General features: G+C 67.9%; 13 protein-coding genes. All 13 read left to right on the top strand.

The window, feature by feature from the left end; genetic code table 11:
- The first annotated feature begins 26 nt into the window (after positions 1–26).
- The 13 genes from QFZ42_RS11990 to QFZ42_RS11930 all read left to right on the top strand — a co-directional run bounded on the left by QFZ42_RS11990 (position 27) and on the right by QFZ42_RS11930 (position 16,325).
- Complete coding sequence (locus QFZ42_RS11990; RefSeq protein WP_307701164.1) at positions 27–1,361, top strand: NAD(P)/FAD-dependent oxidoreductase; 1,335 nt, start codon at positions 27–29, stop codon at positions 1,359–1,361.
- Between the two features lie 11 nt (positions 1,362–1,372).
- Positions 1,373–2,842, top strand: coding sequence for a PHA/PHB synthase family protein (locus QFZ42_RS11985; RefSeq protein ID WP_307701163.1), 1,470 nt, complete (start codon positions 1,373–1,375; stop codon positions 2,840–2,842).
- A gap of 54 nt (positions 2,843–2,896) precedes the next feature.
- Complete coding sequence (locus QFZ42_RS11980) at positions 2,897–4,081, top strand: acetyl-CoA C-acetyltransferase (RefSeq protein WP_307701162.1); 1,185 nt, start codon at positions 2,897–2,899, stop codon at positions 4,079–4,081.
- Between the two features lie 40 nt (positions 4,082–4,121).
- Positions 4,122–4,877, top strand: a complete 756-nt coding sequence (gene phbB, locus QFZ42_RS11975) for an acetoacetyl-CoA reductase (RefSeq protein WP_307701161.1) — start codon at positions 4,122–4,124, stop codon at positions 4,875–4,877.
- A 10-nt stretch (positions 4,878–4,887) separates the two neighbouring features.
- Positions 4,888–5,541, top strand: a complete 654-nt coding sequence (locus QFZ42_RS11970) for a DUF6781 family protein (RefSeq protein ID WP_307701160.1) — start codon at positions 4,888–4,890, stop codon at positions 5,539–5,541.
- 46 nt (positions 5,542–5,587) lie between these two features.
- The gene (locus QFZ42_RS11965) at positions 5,588–6,997 is read left to right on the top strand and encodes a cytochrome ubiquinol oxidase subunit I (RefSeq protein ID WP_307701159.1); all 1,410 of its coding nucleotides are present in this window, start codon (positions 5,588–5,590) and stop codon (positions 6,995–6,997) included.
- 58 nt (positions 6,998–7,055) lie between these two features.
- Positions 7,056–8,063 carry a cytochrome d ubiquinol oxidase subunit II gene (locus QFZ42_RS11960; protein WP_307701158.1) on the top strand — a complete coding sequence of 336 codons (1,008 nt, stop codon included), beginning with the start codon at positions 7,056–7,058 and terminating at the stop codon, positions 8,061–8,063.
- Positions 8,064–8,154: 91 nt separating this feature from the next.
- Positions 8,155–9,996 carry a sensor histidine kinase gene (locus QFZ42_RS11955; protein WP_307701157.1) on the top strand — a complete coding sequence of 614 codons (1,842 nt, stop codon included), beginning with the start codon at positions 8,155–8,157 and terminating at the stop codon, positions 9,994–9,996.
- The gene (locus QFZ42_RS11950) at positions 9,993–11,357 is read left to right on the top strand and encodes a sigma-54-dependent transcriptional regulator (protein ID WP_307701156.1); all 1,365 of its coding nucleotides are present in this window, start codon (positions 9,993–9,995) and stop codon (positions 11,355–11,357) included. Before QFZ42_RS11955 ends, QFZ42_RS11950 begins: the two co-directional genes overlap by 4 nt.
- A gap of 124 nt (positions 11,358–11,481) precedes the next feature.
- Positions 11,482–14,502: a PAS domain-containing protein gene (locus tag QFZ42_RS11945; protein WP_307701155.1), complete on the top strand. Its 3,021-nt coding sequence runs from the start codon at positions 11,482–11,484 to the stop codon at positions 14,500–14,502.
- A 105-nt stretch (positions 14,503–14,607) separates the two neighbouring features.
- Positions 14,608–15,336: an RNA polymerase sigma factor gene (locus tag QFZ42_RS11940; protein WP_307701154.1), complete on the top strand. Its 729-nt coding sequence runs from the start codon at positions 14,608–14,610 to the stop codon at positions 15,334–15,336.
- A 24-nt stretch (positions 15,337–15,360) separates the two neighbouring features.
- Positions 15,361–15,930 carry a ferritin-like domain-containing protein gene (locus QFZ42_RS11935; RefSeq protein ID WP_307701153.1) on the top strand — a complete coding sequence of 190 codons (570 nt, stop codon included), beginning with the start codon at positions 15,361–15,363 and terminating at the stop codon, positions 15,928–15,930.
- Between the two features lie 17 nt (positions 15,931–15,947).
- A complete protein-coding gene (locus QFZ42_RS11930; protein ID WP_307704221.1) occupies positions 15,948–16,325 on the top strand; it encodes a c-type cytochrome in 378 nt (125 codons plus the stop codon).
- Positions 16,326–16,360: the final 35 nt, after the last annotated feature.

Here is a 16,360-nt window from a genome sequence, read left to right as displayed (position 1 = left end):
GACCTTCCTCAGCCACACGCCGCACCATGAGCACCCCTGATTCGAAGCACCGCATCGTGATCGTCGGTGGCGGGGCGGGCGGGCTGGAGCTGGCCACGCGCCTGGGCGATTCGCTGGGCAAGCGCGGCGTGGCGGACATCACGCTCGTCGACAAGCACCGCACCCACGTGTGGAAGCCCAAGCTGCACGAGATCGCCTCGGGCAGCATGGACATGAGCGCGCACGAGGTCGACTACCTCGCCCAGGCGCATTGGCACAGGTTCCGCTTCCGGCTCGGCGAGCTGACCGGCATCGACCGCGAGCGGCGCGAGGTGCGGGTCGCGCCCTACCTGGACGATGAAGGCCGCCTGGTGACCCCCGCGCGCAGTTTCGGTTACGACACGCTGGTGGTCGCCATCGGCAGCCTCAGCAACGACTTCGGCACGCCCGGCGTGCGCGAGCATGCGCTGCGGCTCGAATCGAAGGCCGATGCCCAGCGCTTTCACCAGCGCATGGTCAACGCCTGCATCCGCGCGCATGCGCAAACCACGCCGCTGCGCCCCGAGCAGCTGCATGTGGCGATCATCGGTGCGGGCGCCACCGGTGTGGAGCTGGCGGCCGAGCTGCACCGCACCACGCGCGAAGTGGTGGCGTACGGGCTGGACCGCGTGGATGCCGAGAAAGACATCCAGGTCAGCGTGATCGAAGCCGCCGACCGCGTGCTGCCTGCGCTGCCGGTGCGCATGTCGGCCGCCACCGAGGCGTTGTTGCGCAAGCTCGGTGTCGATGTGCACACCTCGGCCAAGGTGGCCGAGGTGCTGCCCGAAGGGGTGCGCCTGGCTGACGGCCGCGTGCTGCCGGCCGAGCTGGTCGTGTGGGCGGCGGGCGTGAAGGCCGCCGATTTCATGAAGGACATTGCGGGCCTGGAGACCAACCGCAGCAACCAGCTCGCGGTGCTGCCCACGCTGCAGACCACGCGCGATGCGGACATCTTCGCCATCGGGGACTGCGCGGCCTGCGACTGGCCCGAGGCCAACGAGGGGAAGGGCGGGCTGGTGCCGCCGCGCGCGCAGGCGGCGCACCAGCAGGCCTCGCACGTCGCGGCGCAGATCCGCCGGCGCCTCGGCGGACAGGCGCTCAAGCCATACCGCTACCGCGACTTCGGCTCGCTGGTGTCGCTCGGAGAATTCAGCACCGTCGGCAACATGATGGGCGGCCCGGTGGGCGGCAGCCTGATGATCGAAGGCCGCTTCGCGCGGCTCATGTACGTGTCGCTCTACAAGATGCACGAGCTGGCGCTGCACGGCATCGTCAAGGTCTCGCTCGACACGCTCGCCCGCCTCATCACGCGGCGCACCGAACCCCACGTCAAGCTGCACTGAGCAGCCAGGCCATGACCACACCTTCATCCCCCTTCGACGCGGCCTCCTGGTTACAGGCCTGGCAGCAAGGGCTGTCGCAAAGCCACGCGCAGTTCGGCGCGCTGATGCGCAATGCGCTGGAGGCGGCGCCGGTCGATGCGCGGGGCAAAGCGCAGATCGACTTCGCATTGCGCCAGGTGATCGACGCGATGAACCCGGCCAACAGCTTCGCGACCAACCCCGAAGCGATGCAAGCTGCGCTCGACTCGGGCGGCGGCAGCCTGCTCGAAGGCGCGCGGCTCTTTCTCGCGGACGTGGCCAAGGGCCGCATCTCGATGTCGGACGACGAGGCCTTCGAGGTCGGCCGCGACGTCGCGACCAGCCCGGGCAGCGTGGTGTTCGAGAACGAGCTGATGCAGCTCGTGCAGTACACGCCGTCCACGGCCAAGGTGCACATGCGGCCGCTGTTGATCGTGCCGCCCTGCATCAACAAGTTCTACATCCTCGACCTGCAGCCCGCGAACTCGCTGGTGGCGTATGCGGTGGCAGAGGGACACACGGTGTTCCTGGTGTCGTGGCGCAATGTGTCCGAAGAACAGGGTCACCTGGGCTGGGACGATTACGTGGAGAACGGCGTGTTGCAGGCGCTCGATGTTGCACGCAGCATCGCCCGCTTCGACAAGGTCAACACGCTGGGCTTCTGTATCGGCGGCACGCTGCTCGGCAGCGCGCTGGCGGTAGCCGCCGCGCGCGGCGAGAAGCCTGCCGCCAGCGTCACGCTGCTGACCGCGATGCTCGACTTCTCCGACACCGGCGAACTGGGCCTGATGGTCGACGAGAACATGGTCGCCACGCGCGAGGCCGGCATCGGCCGCGGCGGGCTCATGAAAGGCCGCGAGCTTGCGACCGTGTTCGCCGCGCTGCGCGCCAACGACCTGATCTGGCCCTACGTGGTCAACGGCTATCTCAAGGGCAAGGCGCCCGCAGCCTTCGACCTTTTGTTCTGGAATGGTGACGACACCAACCTGCCGGGGCCGATGTACTGCTGGTACCTGCGCAACACCTACCTCGAGAACAAGCTGCGCGAGCCCGGAGGCACGGTGCAGTGCGGCGTGCCGGTGGATCTGTCGCGCATCGATGCGCCGGCTTTCGTCTACGCCTCGCGCGACGACCACATCGTGCCGTGGAAGACAGCCTATGCGGGTACGCAGCTGCTCGGCGGCGAGACGCGCTTCGTGCTCGGCGCCAGCGGTCACATCGCGGGTGTGATCAATCCGCCTGCGAAGAAAAAGCGCAACCACTGGGTCGGCGACCTCGCGGCCGATGCGGGTGCCTGGCTCGACGGCGCTCAGAGCATCGACGGCAGCTGGTGGCCCGCGTGGAGCGAGTGGCTCGCCACGCATGCCGGCGCGAAGGTCGCCGCGCGCCGCGTGCTGGGCAGCGCCGAGTTTTCCGTCATCGAGCCCGCCCCCGGGCGCTATGTCAAAGCCAAGGCGGCCTGAGTCCGGGCCGCTGCCATTCCTTCTTTCCCTCGCATCAACCTCAAGGAGACTCTCATGTCAGACGATATCGTGATCGTGGCCGCGCAACGCACGGCGGTCGGCAAGTTCGGCGGCGCGCTCGCCGGCACGGCGGCGCCCGACCTGGGCGCGCATGTGGTGAAGGGCCTGCTCGCCAAGGCCGGTGTACCGGGCGATGCGGTGTCCGAGGTGATCATGGGCCAGGTGCTCGCGGCCGGCGCGGGGCAGAACCCCGCGCGGCAGACGGTCATCAAGGCGGGCCTGCCGATCGGCGTGCCGGGCCTCACCATCAACAAGGTCTGCGGTTCGGGCCTGAAGGCCGTGATGCTGGCGGCGCAGGCCGTGAAGTGCGGCGATGCCGAGATCGTGGTGGCCGGCGGCCAGGAGAACATGAGCGCTGCGCCGCATGTGCTGCCCAATTCGCGCAACGGCCAGCGCATGGGCGACTGGAAATTGGTCGACACCATGATCACGGACGGCCTGTGGGACGTCTTCAACCAATACCACATGGGCACCACGGCCGAGAACGTGGCCAAGAAGTACGGCATCACGCGCGAAATGCAGGACGCGCTCGCGCTGGCCTCGCAGCAGAAGGCCGCCGCCGCGCAGGATGCCGGTCGCTTCGACGACGAGATCCTTCCGTTCAGCATCGCGCAGAAGAAGGGCGACCCCGTCGTCTTCTCGGCCGACGAGTTCGTGAACCGCAAGACCAACGCCGACGCGCTCGCGGGCCTGCGCCCCGCGTTCGACAAGGCCGGCTCGGTGACGGCCGGCAACGCCTCGGGCCTCAACGATGGCGCGGCCGCGGTGCTGGTGATGTCGGCTTCGCGCGCAGCCGCACTCGGCCTCCAGCCGCTGGCCGTGATCCGTGCCTATGCGAGCGCGGGCCTCGACCCCTCGCTCATGGGCATGGGCCCGGTGCCGGCCTCGCAGCTCGCGCTCAAGAAGGCCGGCTGGAAGGCGCAGGACCTCGACCTGATGGAGATCAACGAAGCCTTCGCGGCGCAGGCCTGCGCGGTCAACCAGCAGATGGAATGGGACACGAGCCGCATCAACGTGAACGGCGGCGCCATTGCCATCGGCCACCCCATCGGCGCCTCGGGCTGCCGCGTGCTGGTGACGCTGCTGCACGAGATGCGCCGCCGCGGCGCCAACAAGGGCCTCGCGTCGCTGTGCATCGGCGGCGGCATGGGCGTGGCGCTCGCGGTCGAACGCGCCTGACCGGATTTCTTTGTCACACAACGCACCAAGGAGAAAGCAGATGAGCGAAAGCAAGCAGCAACACGTGGTCCTGGTCACAGGCGGCATGGGCGGCCTGGGCGAGACGATCTCCACCAAGATGGTCGATGCGGGCTACAAGCTCGCGGTGACCTATTCGCCCGGCAACAAGTCGCACGCCGAGTGGGTGGCGCAGATGGCGTCGCGCGGCTACCAGATCCTGGCCGTGCCCTGCGACGTGGCCGACTACGACTCCTGCGCGCAGGCGGTAAGCCAGGTGCAGGAGGCGCTGGGCCCGGTCGACGTGCTGGTCAACAACGCCGGCATCACGCGCGACATGACCTTCAAGAAGATGGACCAGATCAACTGGAACGCCGTGCTGCGCACCAACCTCGACAGCCTGTTCAACATGAGCAAGCAGGTGGCCGACGGCATGGTCGAACGGGGCTGGGGCCGCATCATCAACGTGTCGTCGGTGAACGGCTCCAAGGGTGCGTTCGGCCAGACCAACTACTCGGCCGCCAAGGCCGGCGTGCACGGCTTCACGAAGGCGCTGGCGCTCGAAGTGGCGAAGAAGGGCGTGACGGTGAACACCATCTCGCCCGGCTACATCGGCACCAAGATGGTCACGGCCATTCCGAAGGAAGTGCTCGACAGCAAGATCCTGCCGCACATTCCCGTGGGCCGCCTGGGCAAACCCGAAGAAGTCGCGGGCCTGATCATCTATCTCGCCTCGGAGGAGGCGGCCTTCGTGACTGGCGCCAACATCGCCATCAACGGCGGCCAGCACATGCAATGAACGCACGACCATGATCCTCAAAAACGGCATCGATCAGGCCGCGCTGATCAACAAGTTCACCGACGCCTCGGCCAAGCAGGGCGAGACCATCCGCAAGGCCGTGCACGAGGCCACGCTCAAGGCGCTGCAGGGCCGCGAGCTCACGCTCGCCAACATCAAGCAGGTGCTGGGCACGGTCACCAAGGCGGCCTCGGCCGGCGCGGCTGGCAGCAAGCTTCCCGCGCCTGACGTGGAGGCGCTGCTGGGGAAGGCCTTTTCGGGCATGGACGGTGCGCTGGAGCAGGCGGTGCTGGCCAACCAGCGCGCGCTGCAGCAGCTGGTCGACCAGGGCGTGAGCCTGCGCGAGACGCAGCTCAAGAAGGCACTGGCCGACATCGAGAAGATGGAAGACACGCTGTTCGCCAGCGTGCGCAAGGCGGCACCGATGGACGGTCCGTGGAGCGGCGTCTTCCAGGCGATGCAGGGCAAGAAGACCGACACCGGCGCGCGCGCCACGGTGGCGCTCGAGCAGCTCATGGAAGACACGCACAAGACCCTGCGCGACGGCCGCGCGCTGAGCCTGCGCGCCTCGCAGGCAATGCTCGACAGCTACGCCACGCTCGTGAGCGGCGTGCTGATCGGCATGTCCGAAGCCCTGAAGCAGGGCGGCACGGCGAAGCGATGACCCTCGCCGGTGGCGGCCACACCGCCGCCGGCGCCAAAGGAACCCGATGGACGCCCTGATTCTCGCCCGCATGCAGTTCGCGGCCAACATCACCTTTCACATCCTGTTTCCCACCATCAGCATCGCGCTGGGCTGGTTGCTGCTGTTCTTCCGCTGGCGCTGGCTGCGCACGCGCGGCGGCGGCGAGGCGATGCAGGCGCAGGGCTGGCTCGATGCCTACCGCTTCTGGACCAAGGTGTTCGCGCTGACCTTCGCGCTGGGCGTGGTGAGCGGTATCACCATGAGCTTCCAGTTCGGCACCAACTGGCCGGGCTTCATGGAGCGCGTGGGCAATGTGGCGGGGCCGTTGCTGGGCTACGAGGTGCTCACCGCGTTCTTCCTGGAGGCGGGCTTTCTCGGCGTGATGCTGTTCGGGCACGGCAAGGTCAGCGAGCGCGTGCACCTGATGTCGACCTTCATGGTGGCCTTCGGCACCACGCTCTCGGCGTTCTGGATATTGGCGCTCAACTCGTGGATGCAGACGCCCGCTGGCCACGAGATCGTGAACGGCGAATTCCATGTCGCAAGCTGGCTGGCCGTCATCTTCAATCCGTCGTTTCCTTACCGCTTCACCCACATGTTGCTGGCCTCGGCGCTGACCTGCGCGTTCCTCCTGATCGGGCTGTCGGCCTGGCAGGTGCTGCGCGGCGTGGGGCAGCGCAGCGCGGCGCGCGTGATGCGCGTGGGGCTAACGCTGGCGGCGGTGCTGATTCCGGTGCAGATCGTGGTGGGCGACATGCACGGCCTCAACACGCTCGAGCACCAGCCCGCCAAGATCGCGGCGATGGAAGGCGTGTGGGAGACCGGGCGCGGCGTGCCGCTGCTGCTGTTCGCCATTCCCGATGCCGACGCGCGCGGCAACCGCTTCGAGATCGCGGTGCCGAACGCCGCGAGCCTGATCCTCACGCACAAGGCCGACGGCGAGATCCGCGGGCTCAACGACTTTCCCGGCGCGCACCCGCCGCCGCTGCCGATGTTCTTCGCGTTCCGTGTCATGGTCGGCATGGGCATGCTGATGCTCGCCACGAGCTGGTTCGGATGGTGGCTGTACCGCCGCGCGAAGTGGCAGCCGGCGCTGCTGCCGCGCGCGCTGCTGTGGCTGTTCGCGGGCATGACCTTCTCGGGCTGGGTGGCCACGGTGGCGGGCTGGTATGTGACCGAGATCGGCCGCCAGCCTTTCATCGTCTACGGGCTGGTGCGCACGGCCGACGTGGTGTCGAAGGTGCCTTCCGCGATGATCGGTCTCACGCTGGCGCTCTACGTCGCGCTGTACCTCGCGCTCATCGTGGCGTACGTGACGGTGCTGAAGTACATGGCCGAGAAGCCCGACGAGGTGCTGGCCACCGAATCCGCCGAGCGCGCCGCCACGCCGCCGGGCGCGATCACTTCGCCGATCGCCGAGGGAGGCCGAGCATGAGACGCCGGGCCGCTCCCAAGTCGAATGGCACCGCAGCGCGCAGCGCGGAGGTTGCCTGATGAATCCAACGATGAGCTTCGACGCCGCGCTGCCGGTGATCTTCATGGTGCTGATGGGCGTGTCGATGCTGATCTATGTGGTCAGCGACGGCTACGACCTCGGCGTGGGCATGCTCATGCACCGCGCCACCGATGCCGAGAAAGACGTGATGGTCGCCTCCATCGGCCCGTTCTGGGACGCCAACGAAACCTGGCTGGTGCTGGGCGTGGGCGTCCTGCTGATCGCCTTTCCGAAGGCGCACGGCTTGGTGCTGGGCGAGCTCTACCTGCCGGTAGCGCTGATGCTCGTCGGCCTCACGCTGCGCGGCGTGGCCTTCGACTTCCGCGTGAAGGCGCGCGATAGTCACAAGCGCACCTGGGACCGGCTCTTCTTCGCGGGCTCCACGTTGGCCTCGGTGGCGCAGGGCTGGATGCTGGGCCGCTACATCAGCGGCTTCGGCACCGGCTGGAACTACCCGGTTTTCGCGGCCGCCATCGCGGTGGCGCTGCCCATGGCCTACGTGCTGATGGGGGCGGCCTGGCTCATCATGAAGACCGAAGGCGAGTTGCAGGAGCGTGCCGTGCAGTGGGCGCGCACCGCCTGGGCGCCGATGGTCGGCGGCATGGTGCTGATCTCGATGGCCACGCCCTGGATCAGCCCCGAGGTGCGCGCGCGCTGGTTCGCGCTGCCCGAAATCCTGGCGCTGGCCGCCATTCCGCTCATGACCGGCGTGGCGCTGCTTGCGGTGCGGGGCCTCTTGAACACGCGCATGGTGCGTGGGCCGGTGTGCTGGCTGCCGTTCGTTCTGCTGATCATGGTGTTCGTGCTCGGCTTTCTCGGGCTGGCCTACAGCATCTACCCCTATGTGGTGATCGGCCAGCTGACGATCTGGCAGGCCGCGAGCAGCGCGCCGGCGCTCAAGGTCATTCTGGTCGGCGTCTGTATTTCGGTGCCGGCCATCGTGGGCTACACAGTGTTCTCCTACCGGGTCTTCCGGGGCAAGACCGGCGAACTGCGCTATGCCTGAGCGAATGCCGAGCTTCGAAGAAATGTTGCAGGATGCGCGCCATCGGGCTGCCACTGATGCGGCCTTCGGGGCCTTGTGCAATAACGGGTTCATGACTTCACGGCAGCCGGTAGCGCACTTCGATTTACCTTCTCGCACCCCCAAACGCTGGCGCGGCCTGCCGCGCTGGCTCGGCGCATTGGCGCTGGTGGCCATGGCCGCCTTTGCCGGCCATCACCTGGCCATGCAGAACGGCTTGGCGCGGCTGCGCGACGCGGCCGACCACCGGCTCGACATGCTTGCGACCGGGCTCGATGCCGACCTGGCCCGCTTCGAATACCTGCCCGCACTGCTGGAAATGACGCCCATCGTGCCTGCGCTGCTCGGCACGCCCTCGGACATGCCGCTGCGCGATGCGGTCAACCGCTATCTCGACGGCGTCAACGCCACGGCAGGCGCCGAGATGCTCTACGTGCTGGACGCCGCCGGCACCTCGCTGGCGGCCTCCGACTGGGACCGGCCCGGCACCACTGTCGGCCAGGACCTGTCGTTCCGGCCCTACGTGATCGACGCACTGGGGAGCGGCCGGGGCCGCTTCTACGGCGTGGGCATCACCAGCCGCAAGCCGGGCTACTACCTCTCGTACGCGCTGCGCCGCGACCAGCCCACGCGCGGCGTGGTGGCTGTCAAGGTCAACCTCGAGGAGGCCGAGCGCGCCTGGCGCAAGCTGCCGGGCGACGTGGTGCTGATCGACCAGCGCGGCGTGGTGATCCTGGCCACCCGCGAAGACCTCAAGTTCCGGCCGATGCTGCCGCTCGACGGCCTGCAGCGTGCCGAGGTGCAACGCTCGCGGCCCTACGGCGAGGCCGGCCTGCGGCCGTTGCAGTGGGCGCAGAAGGAGGTGCTGGCGCGCGACGTGCAGGTCATCGCGCTCGACGGCGTGGACCAGCTCGCCTCCACGCGCAAGCTGCGCGGCGCGCCTTGGCAGCTGGTGGTGCTCGACGACCTGGCGCCGCTGCGCGTGGACGCGCGCAACGCGGCCATCACGGCGAGCCTCGCGATGGCGGTGCTGTTGCTGATGGCCGTCACGCTGTGGCAGCGCCGCCGCGCCGTGCGGCAGAAGCTGGCCAACCAGGCCGCGCTGCAGCTGGCGCACGACACCCTCGAATCGACCGTGGTGGCCCGCACCGCGCAGCTGCACGCCGCCCAGGGCGAACTGGTGCACGCCGGCAAGATGGCGGCGCTGGGCCAGATGTCGGCCGGCGTGGTGCACGAACTCAACCAGCCGCTCACCGCGATGCGCACGCTCTCGGAGAGCGCCGCCATCCTGCTCGACAAGAACCGCCTGGACGACGTGCGCGGCAACCTGCAGCGCATCCGCGGCATGGTCGACCGGCTGGCGCGCCTGACCTCGCAGCTCAAGACCTTCGCGCACAAGAGCGAACTGCCGCTCGCGGCGGTGCCGGTGGCACGGGCCGTGGCCGACGCGCAGGTCATCGTCGCCGAGGCCACGAAGAAGAACGGCGTCGCCATCGAGGTCGACGTGCAGCCCGCCACCCTGAGCGTCATGGCCGAGGAGGCTGCGCTGGGCAGCGTGCTCGTCAACCTGGTGCGCAACGCCATCGACGCCATGCAGGACTCGCCGTCGCCGCACCGTACGCTGCGGCTCGAGGCGCGGCCGCAGGAGGGGCGGGTGATCCTGCGCGTGAGCGACACCGGGCCGGGCATTCCGCCCCATATCCTGCCGCGCCTGTTCGAGCCCTTTGTCAGCAGCAAGCCGGCGGGCACGGGCCTCGGTCTCGGGCTCGCGATCTCGGCACAATTGGCGCGGGCCATGGACGGCACGCTGCGTGCCGCCAACCTGCCCGACGGCGGTGCCTGTTTTGTCGTCGACCTGCCGGCCGCCGTCGAGGCCATTCTTATTCCCACCCCCACAGGAGTGATCAACAAGTGAGCGAAGCCCCTGCCATCCGGGTGATGCTGGTCGAGGACGACGAAGACGTCCGCATCAGCACGGCCCAGGTGCTGACCCTGGCCGGATTCGAGGTCGAAGCCTTCGCGAGCGCCGAACGCGCGCGCGCCCACATCAGCTTCGGCATGCCGGCCATCGTGATCAGCGACGTGCGCCTGCCCGGCCTGAGCGGCACCGAATGGCTGCTCGAACTGCGCAACGCCGACGCCGAGCTGCCCGTCATCCTGATCACCGGCCACGGCCACATCGCCATGGCGGTGCAGGCCATGCGAGAGGGGGCCTACGACTTCATAGAGAAGCCTTTCAGCTCCGAGCGGCTGGTCGCAATCGTGCGCCACGCCGTCGAGCGCCGGCAGCTGTCGCTGCAGGTGCGCGCGCTGCGCGATGCGCTGGAGAACTGGCATGGCATCCAGGCGGTGCTGATCGGTCACTCGGCGCAGATGCAGCAGGTGCGGCGCACCGTGATGACCTTGGCTGAAACTTCGGCCGATGTGCTGGTCTATGGCGAGACCGGCACCGGCAAGGAGCTGGTCGCGCGCTGCCTGCACGAACACAGCGAACGCCGGCGCCAGCATTTCGTGCCGCTCAACTGCGGCGGGCTGCCCGAGGCGCTGGCCGAAAGCGAACTCTTCGGCCACGAAGCCGGTGCCTTCACCAGCGCCAACCGCGTGCGCGTGGGCAAGTTCGAGTACGCCAACGGCGGCACGCTCTTTCTCGACGAGATCGAGAGCATGCCGATGGCGGTGCAAATCAAGCTGCTGCGCGCGCTGCAGGAGCGCAGCATCGAGCGCATCGGCTCCAACAAGGCCATTCCCTTCGACTGCCGCGTGGTGGCCGCGAGCAAGGACGACCTCAAGGAGATGAGCGACCAGCACAAGTTCAGGGCCGACCTGTACTACCGCCTCGGCGTTGCCTTCATCGAGCTGCCGCCGCTGCGCGAGCGGCGCGAGGACATCCCGCTGCTGTTCGAGCACTTCACGCTGCTCGCGGCTGCGCGCTATGAGCGCGTCGCGCCGATCCTGAGCGGCGCGCAGGTGGCCGACCTGATGGCCTACGCCTGGCCCGGCAACGTGCGCGAGCTGCGCAATGTGGCCGACCGCTTCGTGCTCGGCCTGCTGGGCGAGCGCCTGACGCAGGTGCGCGGCAACGCCGAAGGCACGCCCGCGTTGCCGCGGGGGTTGCCGCAGCAGGTCGAATCTTTCGAGCGGGCCGTGATCGTCGAGGCGCTGCGCAAGCACCAGGGTGACCAGCCGGCCACCGCCACCGCGCTGGCGATCGCGCGGCAGACGCTGCACGACAAGCTGCGCAAGCTCGGCATCACGGCGGAAGAGTTCAAGTCGTAGCTGCTCGCGCGCGCCGCCGACCGGTACCCGGTACAGGTTGGCTGCTGCAATCGAAGCCGTTGCTATCATCGAAAAGTGCAGCCGGGAACCACTGTACAACCGACCTACTAGCGAAAGACACCACGTGCGGCTCAAGCTGAGAACGAAGACAGCGCTGCTGATCACCTCGCTCGTGCTCGCGCTGGTGGGGGCAACCGGCTGGTGGCAGTACCGAAGTCTTTCCAGCGAGTACGTCGACCTGATGCGCGAGCAGCAGCAGGCGCTGACCGAGAGCGCCGCGGCGGATCTCGACTACAAGCTCGGTGTTCATCTGGCCGCCCTGGCGCGTGCCGCCCGGGAACTCGGCGTGCGCGGCTTCGAAGATCCGCAGGCGCAACAGCGCTTCCTTGCGGACGAGGACCTGCGCGCGATGTTCGACAACGCGGCGCTGGCGAAGCTGGACGGCGCCATCATCGCCATCACTCCGCCCGCGAGCCGGCCGCCGAATGTGGCCGACCGCGACTACTTCCGCCGCGTGCGCGACGAGGGACAGCCCGCCATCTCGGCCCCCTTGCTGACCAAGGGCACGGGTCAGCCCGCCGTGGTCATGGCCGTTCCGGTCGAGGGACCGGATGGCCGGCTGGTCGGCGTGCTGGGTGCGGCGCTGAACCTGCAGCGCGCCAACGTGCTCGGCGATCTGAGTCGCGCCACCCCGGGGCGGGGCGGCTATTACGTGGTCGTCACACGGGGGCAGTCCCCGCAGGTCGTGATGCACCCCGATGCGAAATTGCTGCTCAAGCCCGCCGATGCCACTGCCGCCACGTTCAACGGCGGCACCGAGAACGACCTGGCGACGCGCGCCCCTGTGCGCACGGCCGACTGGGAACTCCGTCTCATCGTGCCGGCCCACATCGCGTACGCGCCGCTGGAGCAGGCGAGGCGCAACCTGCTGCTGCAGCTGCTCTGGCTGGGCTTGGGCTGCGCGCTCCTGGTCTGGCTGGGAACCGCCTGGGCCATGCGGCCGCTGGAGGCACTGAGCAACACGATCCGTACCCTGCGCCATTCGCCCGACAGCCAGGTCAGGCTCGACGTCGTCGCCAACGACGAGCGCGGCGACCTGGCGCGTGAGTTCGGCGCCTTGATGGCCGATCTGCGCGAGCAGCGGCTCGAGATGGCGGCGGTCACCGATGCGTCGCCCGTGGGATTGTTCCGCTGCGACAACGACGGCCGCGCGACCTACGTGAACGACGAATACCTGGCGATTCACGGGCTCGAGCGCAAGGACGCCGCGGAGGGCTGGCTCACCCTCGTGCGCGACGAAATCCGGGAGAAGGTTCGCCAGGAATGGATCCGTCTCGTCAACTCGCCCGCGCCGTTCAACGCCACGCGCCGGCTCCACCGCAAGGACGGGACCCAGGTGCTGGTGGCATTGAGAAGCCGGCCCGTGCTCGCCGAAGGCCGAATCCTCGGCCATGTCGGAACGGTGACCGACATCACCGAGCGCACCCGGTCCGAACAGGCCTTTCGCACGCTCACGGCCGTCTTCGACCTGACGACCGACTACGTCATCCAGAACGATGCGGCGGGGCGGCTCATCTACATGAACCCGGCCGCGCGCCGCCGTACGGGCATCGCCCTCGATGCTCCGATCGAAACGCTGAAGGTCTCCGACTTGAATCCGCCGCAGACACTGGAGAGATTCAGGTCGGAGGCGGTGCCGACCGCGGTCGCCACCGGCGTCTGGGTGGGCGAATCGCTGGTGTGGGATCTCGAGCGCCGCGAGTTTCCGGTCAGCCACATGGTGATTGCGCACCGAGACAAGCAGGGCAAGGTCGAGTATTTCTCGGGCCTGATGCGCGACATCTCCGAGGCCAAGGGCGCGGAGCGGGCACTGCGCGAGAGCGAGCATCGCTTGCGCATGGTGACGGACCATCTGCCGGCGCTGATCTCCTATCTCGACAAGGATCTGCGCTTCCGGTTCGTCAACAAGGCCTACCAGGACTGGTTCGGTGTCGAATCCGAACAGTTGCTCGGCCGGAGCCTGCAAGAGTTCTACGGCGACGAGGCGTGGGCGCAGATGGAACCGTACCTGCGCGCGGCCCTGGCCGGGCGCCAGGTCACCTACGAGCGCAGGCTGGTGACGCCCGGCGGGCACCGCGATGTCCAGGCCACGCTGGTGCCGGAACGGGACGAACAGGGCGGGGTGATCGGCCTCTATACGCTGGACAACGACATCACGGCGCACCACGAGGCGGAGGAGGCCCTGCAGGAAAGCGAGGCCCGCCTGCGCACGGTGGCCGACGCGCTGCCGATGAGCGTGGCCTACATCGATGCGGACGAGCGCTATCGGTTCAACAACCTGGCCTACGAGCGCGAGTTCGGGCTCTCGCGGGACCAGATCGAGGGGCATACCGTACAAGAGCTCCTGGGCGAACCTGCCTACCAGACCTTGAAGCCGCACATACGCGCCGCATTGGCCGGCGAAGTCGTCACCTTCCAGAGCGAGGACAACCAGAGCGACAGCTACAACTGCTACGAGGCCCAGTACATTCCGCAGCCCGCGGCAAATGCCGAAACCATCATCGGCTTCCACGCCGTGATCACCGACATCACGCGCCAGAAGCTCGAGGAGAAGCGGTTGGTGAACCTGGCGCAGATCGACCCGCTGACCGGTCTTGCCAATCGCGCGGGTTTCGAGCTGCGACTGGGGGAGGCGATGGATCGCAGCCGGAGCGCCAATGCGCTGATGGCGCTGATGTACCTGGACATCGACGGCTTCAAGCAAATCAACGACCGCTTCGGGCACCAGGCGGGAGACGAACTGCTGCGGGGGTTCTCGACCAGGTTGACGCAGGGCCTGCGCTCCAGCGATGTCCGCGCGCGGCTCGGCGGCGACGAATTCACGGTGATCATGGAAGGCCTGCCCAACGCCGATATTGCGGTCTCCGCGGCCGCCAAGCTCATCATGAGCATGCACATGCCGTTCGCCATCGAGCAGCGGACGATCAACGTCACCGCGAGCATCGGCCTCGCGTTCTACCAGGGCGGGGCCGCAACCGCCGCCGCGCTGGTCAAGCAGGCCGACGAGATGCTCTACCAGGCCAAGAGGTCCGGCCGCAACAACGTCCAGGCGGCGGCTCTGCCGATCGACGGCGAACGGAGCTGATCCGGGCCGGGTGGAAGGCGCGGCGGGCGAAGGTTCCAGCCCGCCGCGGAAAAATAGTTGAAACGCGGCATGGGGCTGCTCCATCCAATGGGAAAGAGAAGTCACATGCCCCAGCAGACCACCCCCTTCACACTTGCCGCGTCCTTGCTTTCGGAACAAGCGTCCGACCGCGAGCTTGCGGAGCGCGCCGCGCAAGGCGACACGCTCGCCTTCGAGCGCATCATGCGGCGCCACAACCAGCTGCTTTTCCGTACCGCGCGCAGCATTCTCAAGAGCGATGAAGAGACCGAGGACGCGTTGCAGGAAAGCTATCTGCGCGCCTGGCGTGCGATCGATGGTTTTCGGGACGATGCGCAGCTTTCGACCTGGCTGGTTCGCATCGTGATCAACGAAGCCCTCGGGCGGCTGCGCCGCCGGAGTGCGCAGGTGATTCCTCTGGACACTGGCGTCGCGCCCGATGTCGATGAAGAGTCACCCGAATCGACAACGGCCGACGATCCCGACCGACAACCGGAGCGCCTCGCCATGCGGGAAGAACTTCGCCGGCTGATGGAGCGCCGCATCGATCGGCTGCCCGATGCCTACCGGACCGTTTTCATGCTGCGGGCGGTCGAGGAGATGAGTGTCGCGGAAACGGCCGCTGCGCTCGCATTGCCCGAGGCTACCGTGCGCATCCGCTTCTTTCGCGCCCGCAGCCTGCTGCGCGAAAGCCTGTCCCGCGACATGGATGTGGCGGTGGGCGACGCCTTCTCATTCGACGGCGCACGCTGCGATCGCATCGTGGCGGGCGTATTGGCGAACTTGGTCGACGAGCGGGAATCACCCCGCCCATGACATTCACCCACGAGGAAAATAACCATGTCTTTCTTTCAAATGGCTTCTCCCGCCGCTGCGCGGCGCCTGTTCCTCGGCCGCTCGGGGCGGGTCCTGTCCGGTGCCGCGGTCGCGCTGCTGGCGGGCCAGGACGCACTGGCGGCCAAGACCGGCGGCGCGACCGGCAATGACGTGCAAATCCTCAACACCGCGCTGGCCGCGGAATTCGAAGCCATCGCGGCCTACCAGGCCGGCGCCGAGAGCAAGCTGCTCGAGAAGCCCGTGCTCGATCTGGCCCTGAGCTTCCAGGGCCACCACAAGGAGCATGCCGAGCTGCTTGCCAAGACGGTCTCCAAGCTCGGAGGCAAGGCCGTGTCGGCCAAGACCAGCTACGGCTTTCCGCTGGAACAGCTCAAGTCGCAGGCGGACGTTCTGCGGTTCGCCGCCAGGCTCGAGCAGGGCGCCGTGAGCGCGTACCTCGGAGCCGTGCCTCTGTTCGGCAACCGCGATCTGTCGAAGGCGGCGGCGAGCATCCTCGGCGACGAGGCCATGCACTGGGCCGTGCTGCGCCAGGCGCTCGGCGAGGCCCCCGTTCCTTCGGCCTTCATGTCGTGAGCTTTGTCCGATGGCTCATGGCGGCCGGTACCCTGGCCGCCAGCGCACACGCGTGGGCTTTGGCCGACGCGGTGCGCGGCGAGCAGGTCTATGCGCGTTGCCTTGCGTGCCACGCGCTGGCGGTGGACCGCGTCGGACCGAAGCACTGCGGGGTGTTCGGCCGGCTGGCCGGCAGCGTGCCCGGCTTCAGCTATTCGCAGGCCATGAAGAAGTCGAAGATCGTCTGGAACGACAAGACGCTCGACAGGTTCCTCGCCAATCCGTTGGCCCTGGTGCCCGGCACCGCGATGACCTACGACGGAGTGCCCGATCCTTCCGATCGGGCGGACCTGATCGCCTACCTCAAGCAAGCCAACCAAACACCGGCGTGTGCCGTGCCGAAAAGTACGCAGTGAAAACGCGGCGATAAGCGCTCCTGAAAGGCATTGAA

Origin of the sequence: Variovorax paradoxus, assembly GCF_030815855.1 — a bacterium.
Taxonomy (GTDB): domain Bacteria; phylum Pseudomonadota; class Gammaproteobacteria; order Burkholderiales; family Burkholderiaceae_C; genus Variovorax; species Variovorax paradoxus_M.
This window is presented reverse-complemented; position numbering and strand designations above follow the sequence as displayed.

What these genes read in the sequence shown, in the direction of transcription:
- QFZ42_RS11990 (WP_307701164.1), top strand. Translation starts at nt 27, where the DNA reads ATGAGCACCCCTGATTCGAAGCACCGCATCGTGATCGTCGGTGGCGGG.
- QFZ42_RS11985 (WP_307701163.1), top strand. Translation starts at nt 1,373, where the DNA reads ATGACCACACCTTCATCCCCCTTCGACGCGGCCTCCTGGTTACAGGCC.
- QFZ42_RS11980 (WP_307701162.1), top strand. Translation starts at nt 2,897, where the DNA reads ATGTCAGACGATATCGTGATCGTGGCCGCGCAACGCACGGCGGTCGGC.
- phbB (WP_307701161.1), top strand. Translation starts at nt 4,122, where the DNA reads ATGAGCGAAAGCAAGCAGCAACACGTGGTCCTGGTCACAGGCGGCATG.
- QFZ42_RS11970 (WP_307701160.1), top strand. Translation starts at nt 4,888, where the DNA reads ATGATCCTCAAAAACGGCATCGATCAGGCCGCGCTGATCAACAAGTTC.
- QFZ42_RS11965 (WP_307701159.1), top strand. Translation starts at nt 5,588, where the DNA reads ATGGACGCCCTGATTCTCGCCCGCATGCAGTTCGCGGCCAACATCACC.
- QFZ42_RS11960 (WP_307701158.1), top strand. Translation starts at nt 7,056, where the DNA reads ATGAATCCAACGATGAGCTTCGACGCCGCGCTGCCGGTGATCTTCATG.
- QFZ42_RS11955 (WP_307701157.1), top strand. Translation starts at nt 8,155, where the DNA reads ATGACTTCACGGCAGCCGGTAGCGCACTTCGATTTACCTTCTCGCACC.
- QFZ42_RS11940 (WP_307701154.1), top strand. Translation starts at nt 14,608, where the DNA reads ATGCCCCAGCAGACCACCCCCTTCACACTTGCCGCGTCCTTGCTTTCG.
- QFZ42_RS11935 (WP_307701153.1), top strand. Translation starts at nt 15,361, where the DNA reads ATGTCTTTCTTTCAAATGGCTTCTCCCGCCGCTGCGCGGCGCCTGTTC.
- QFZ42_RS11930 (WP_307704221.1), top strand. Translation starts at nt 15,948, where the DNA reads ATGGCGGCCGGTACCCTGGCCGCCAGCGCACACGCGTGGGCTTTGGCC.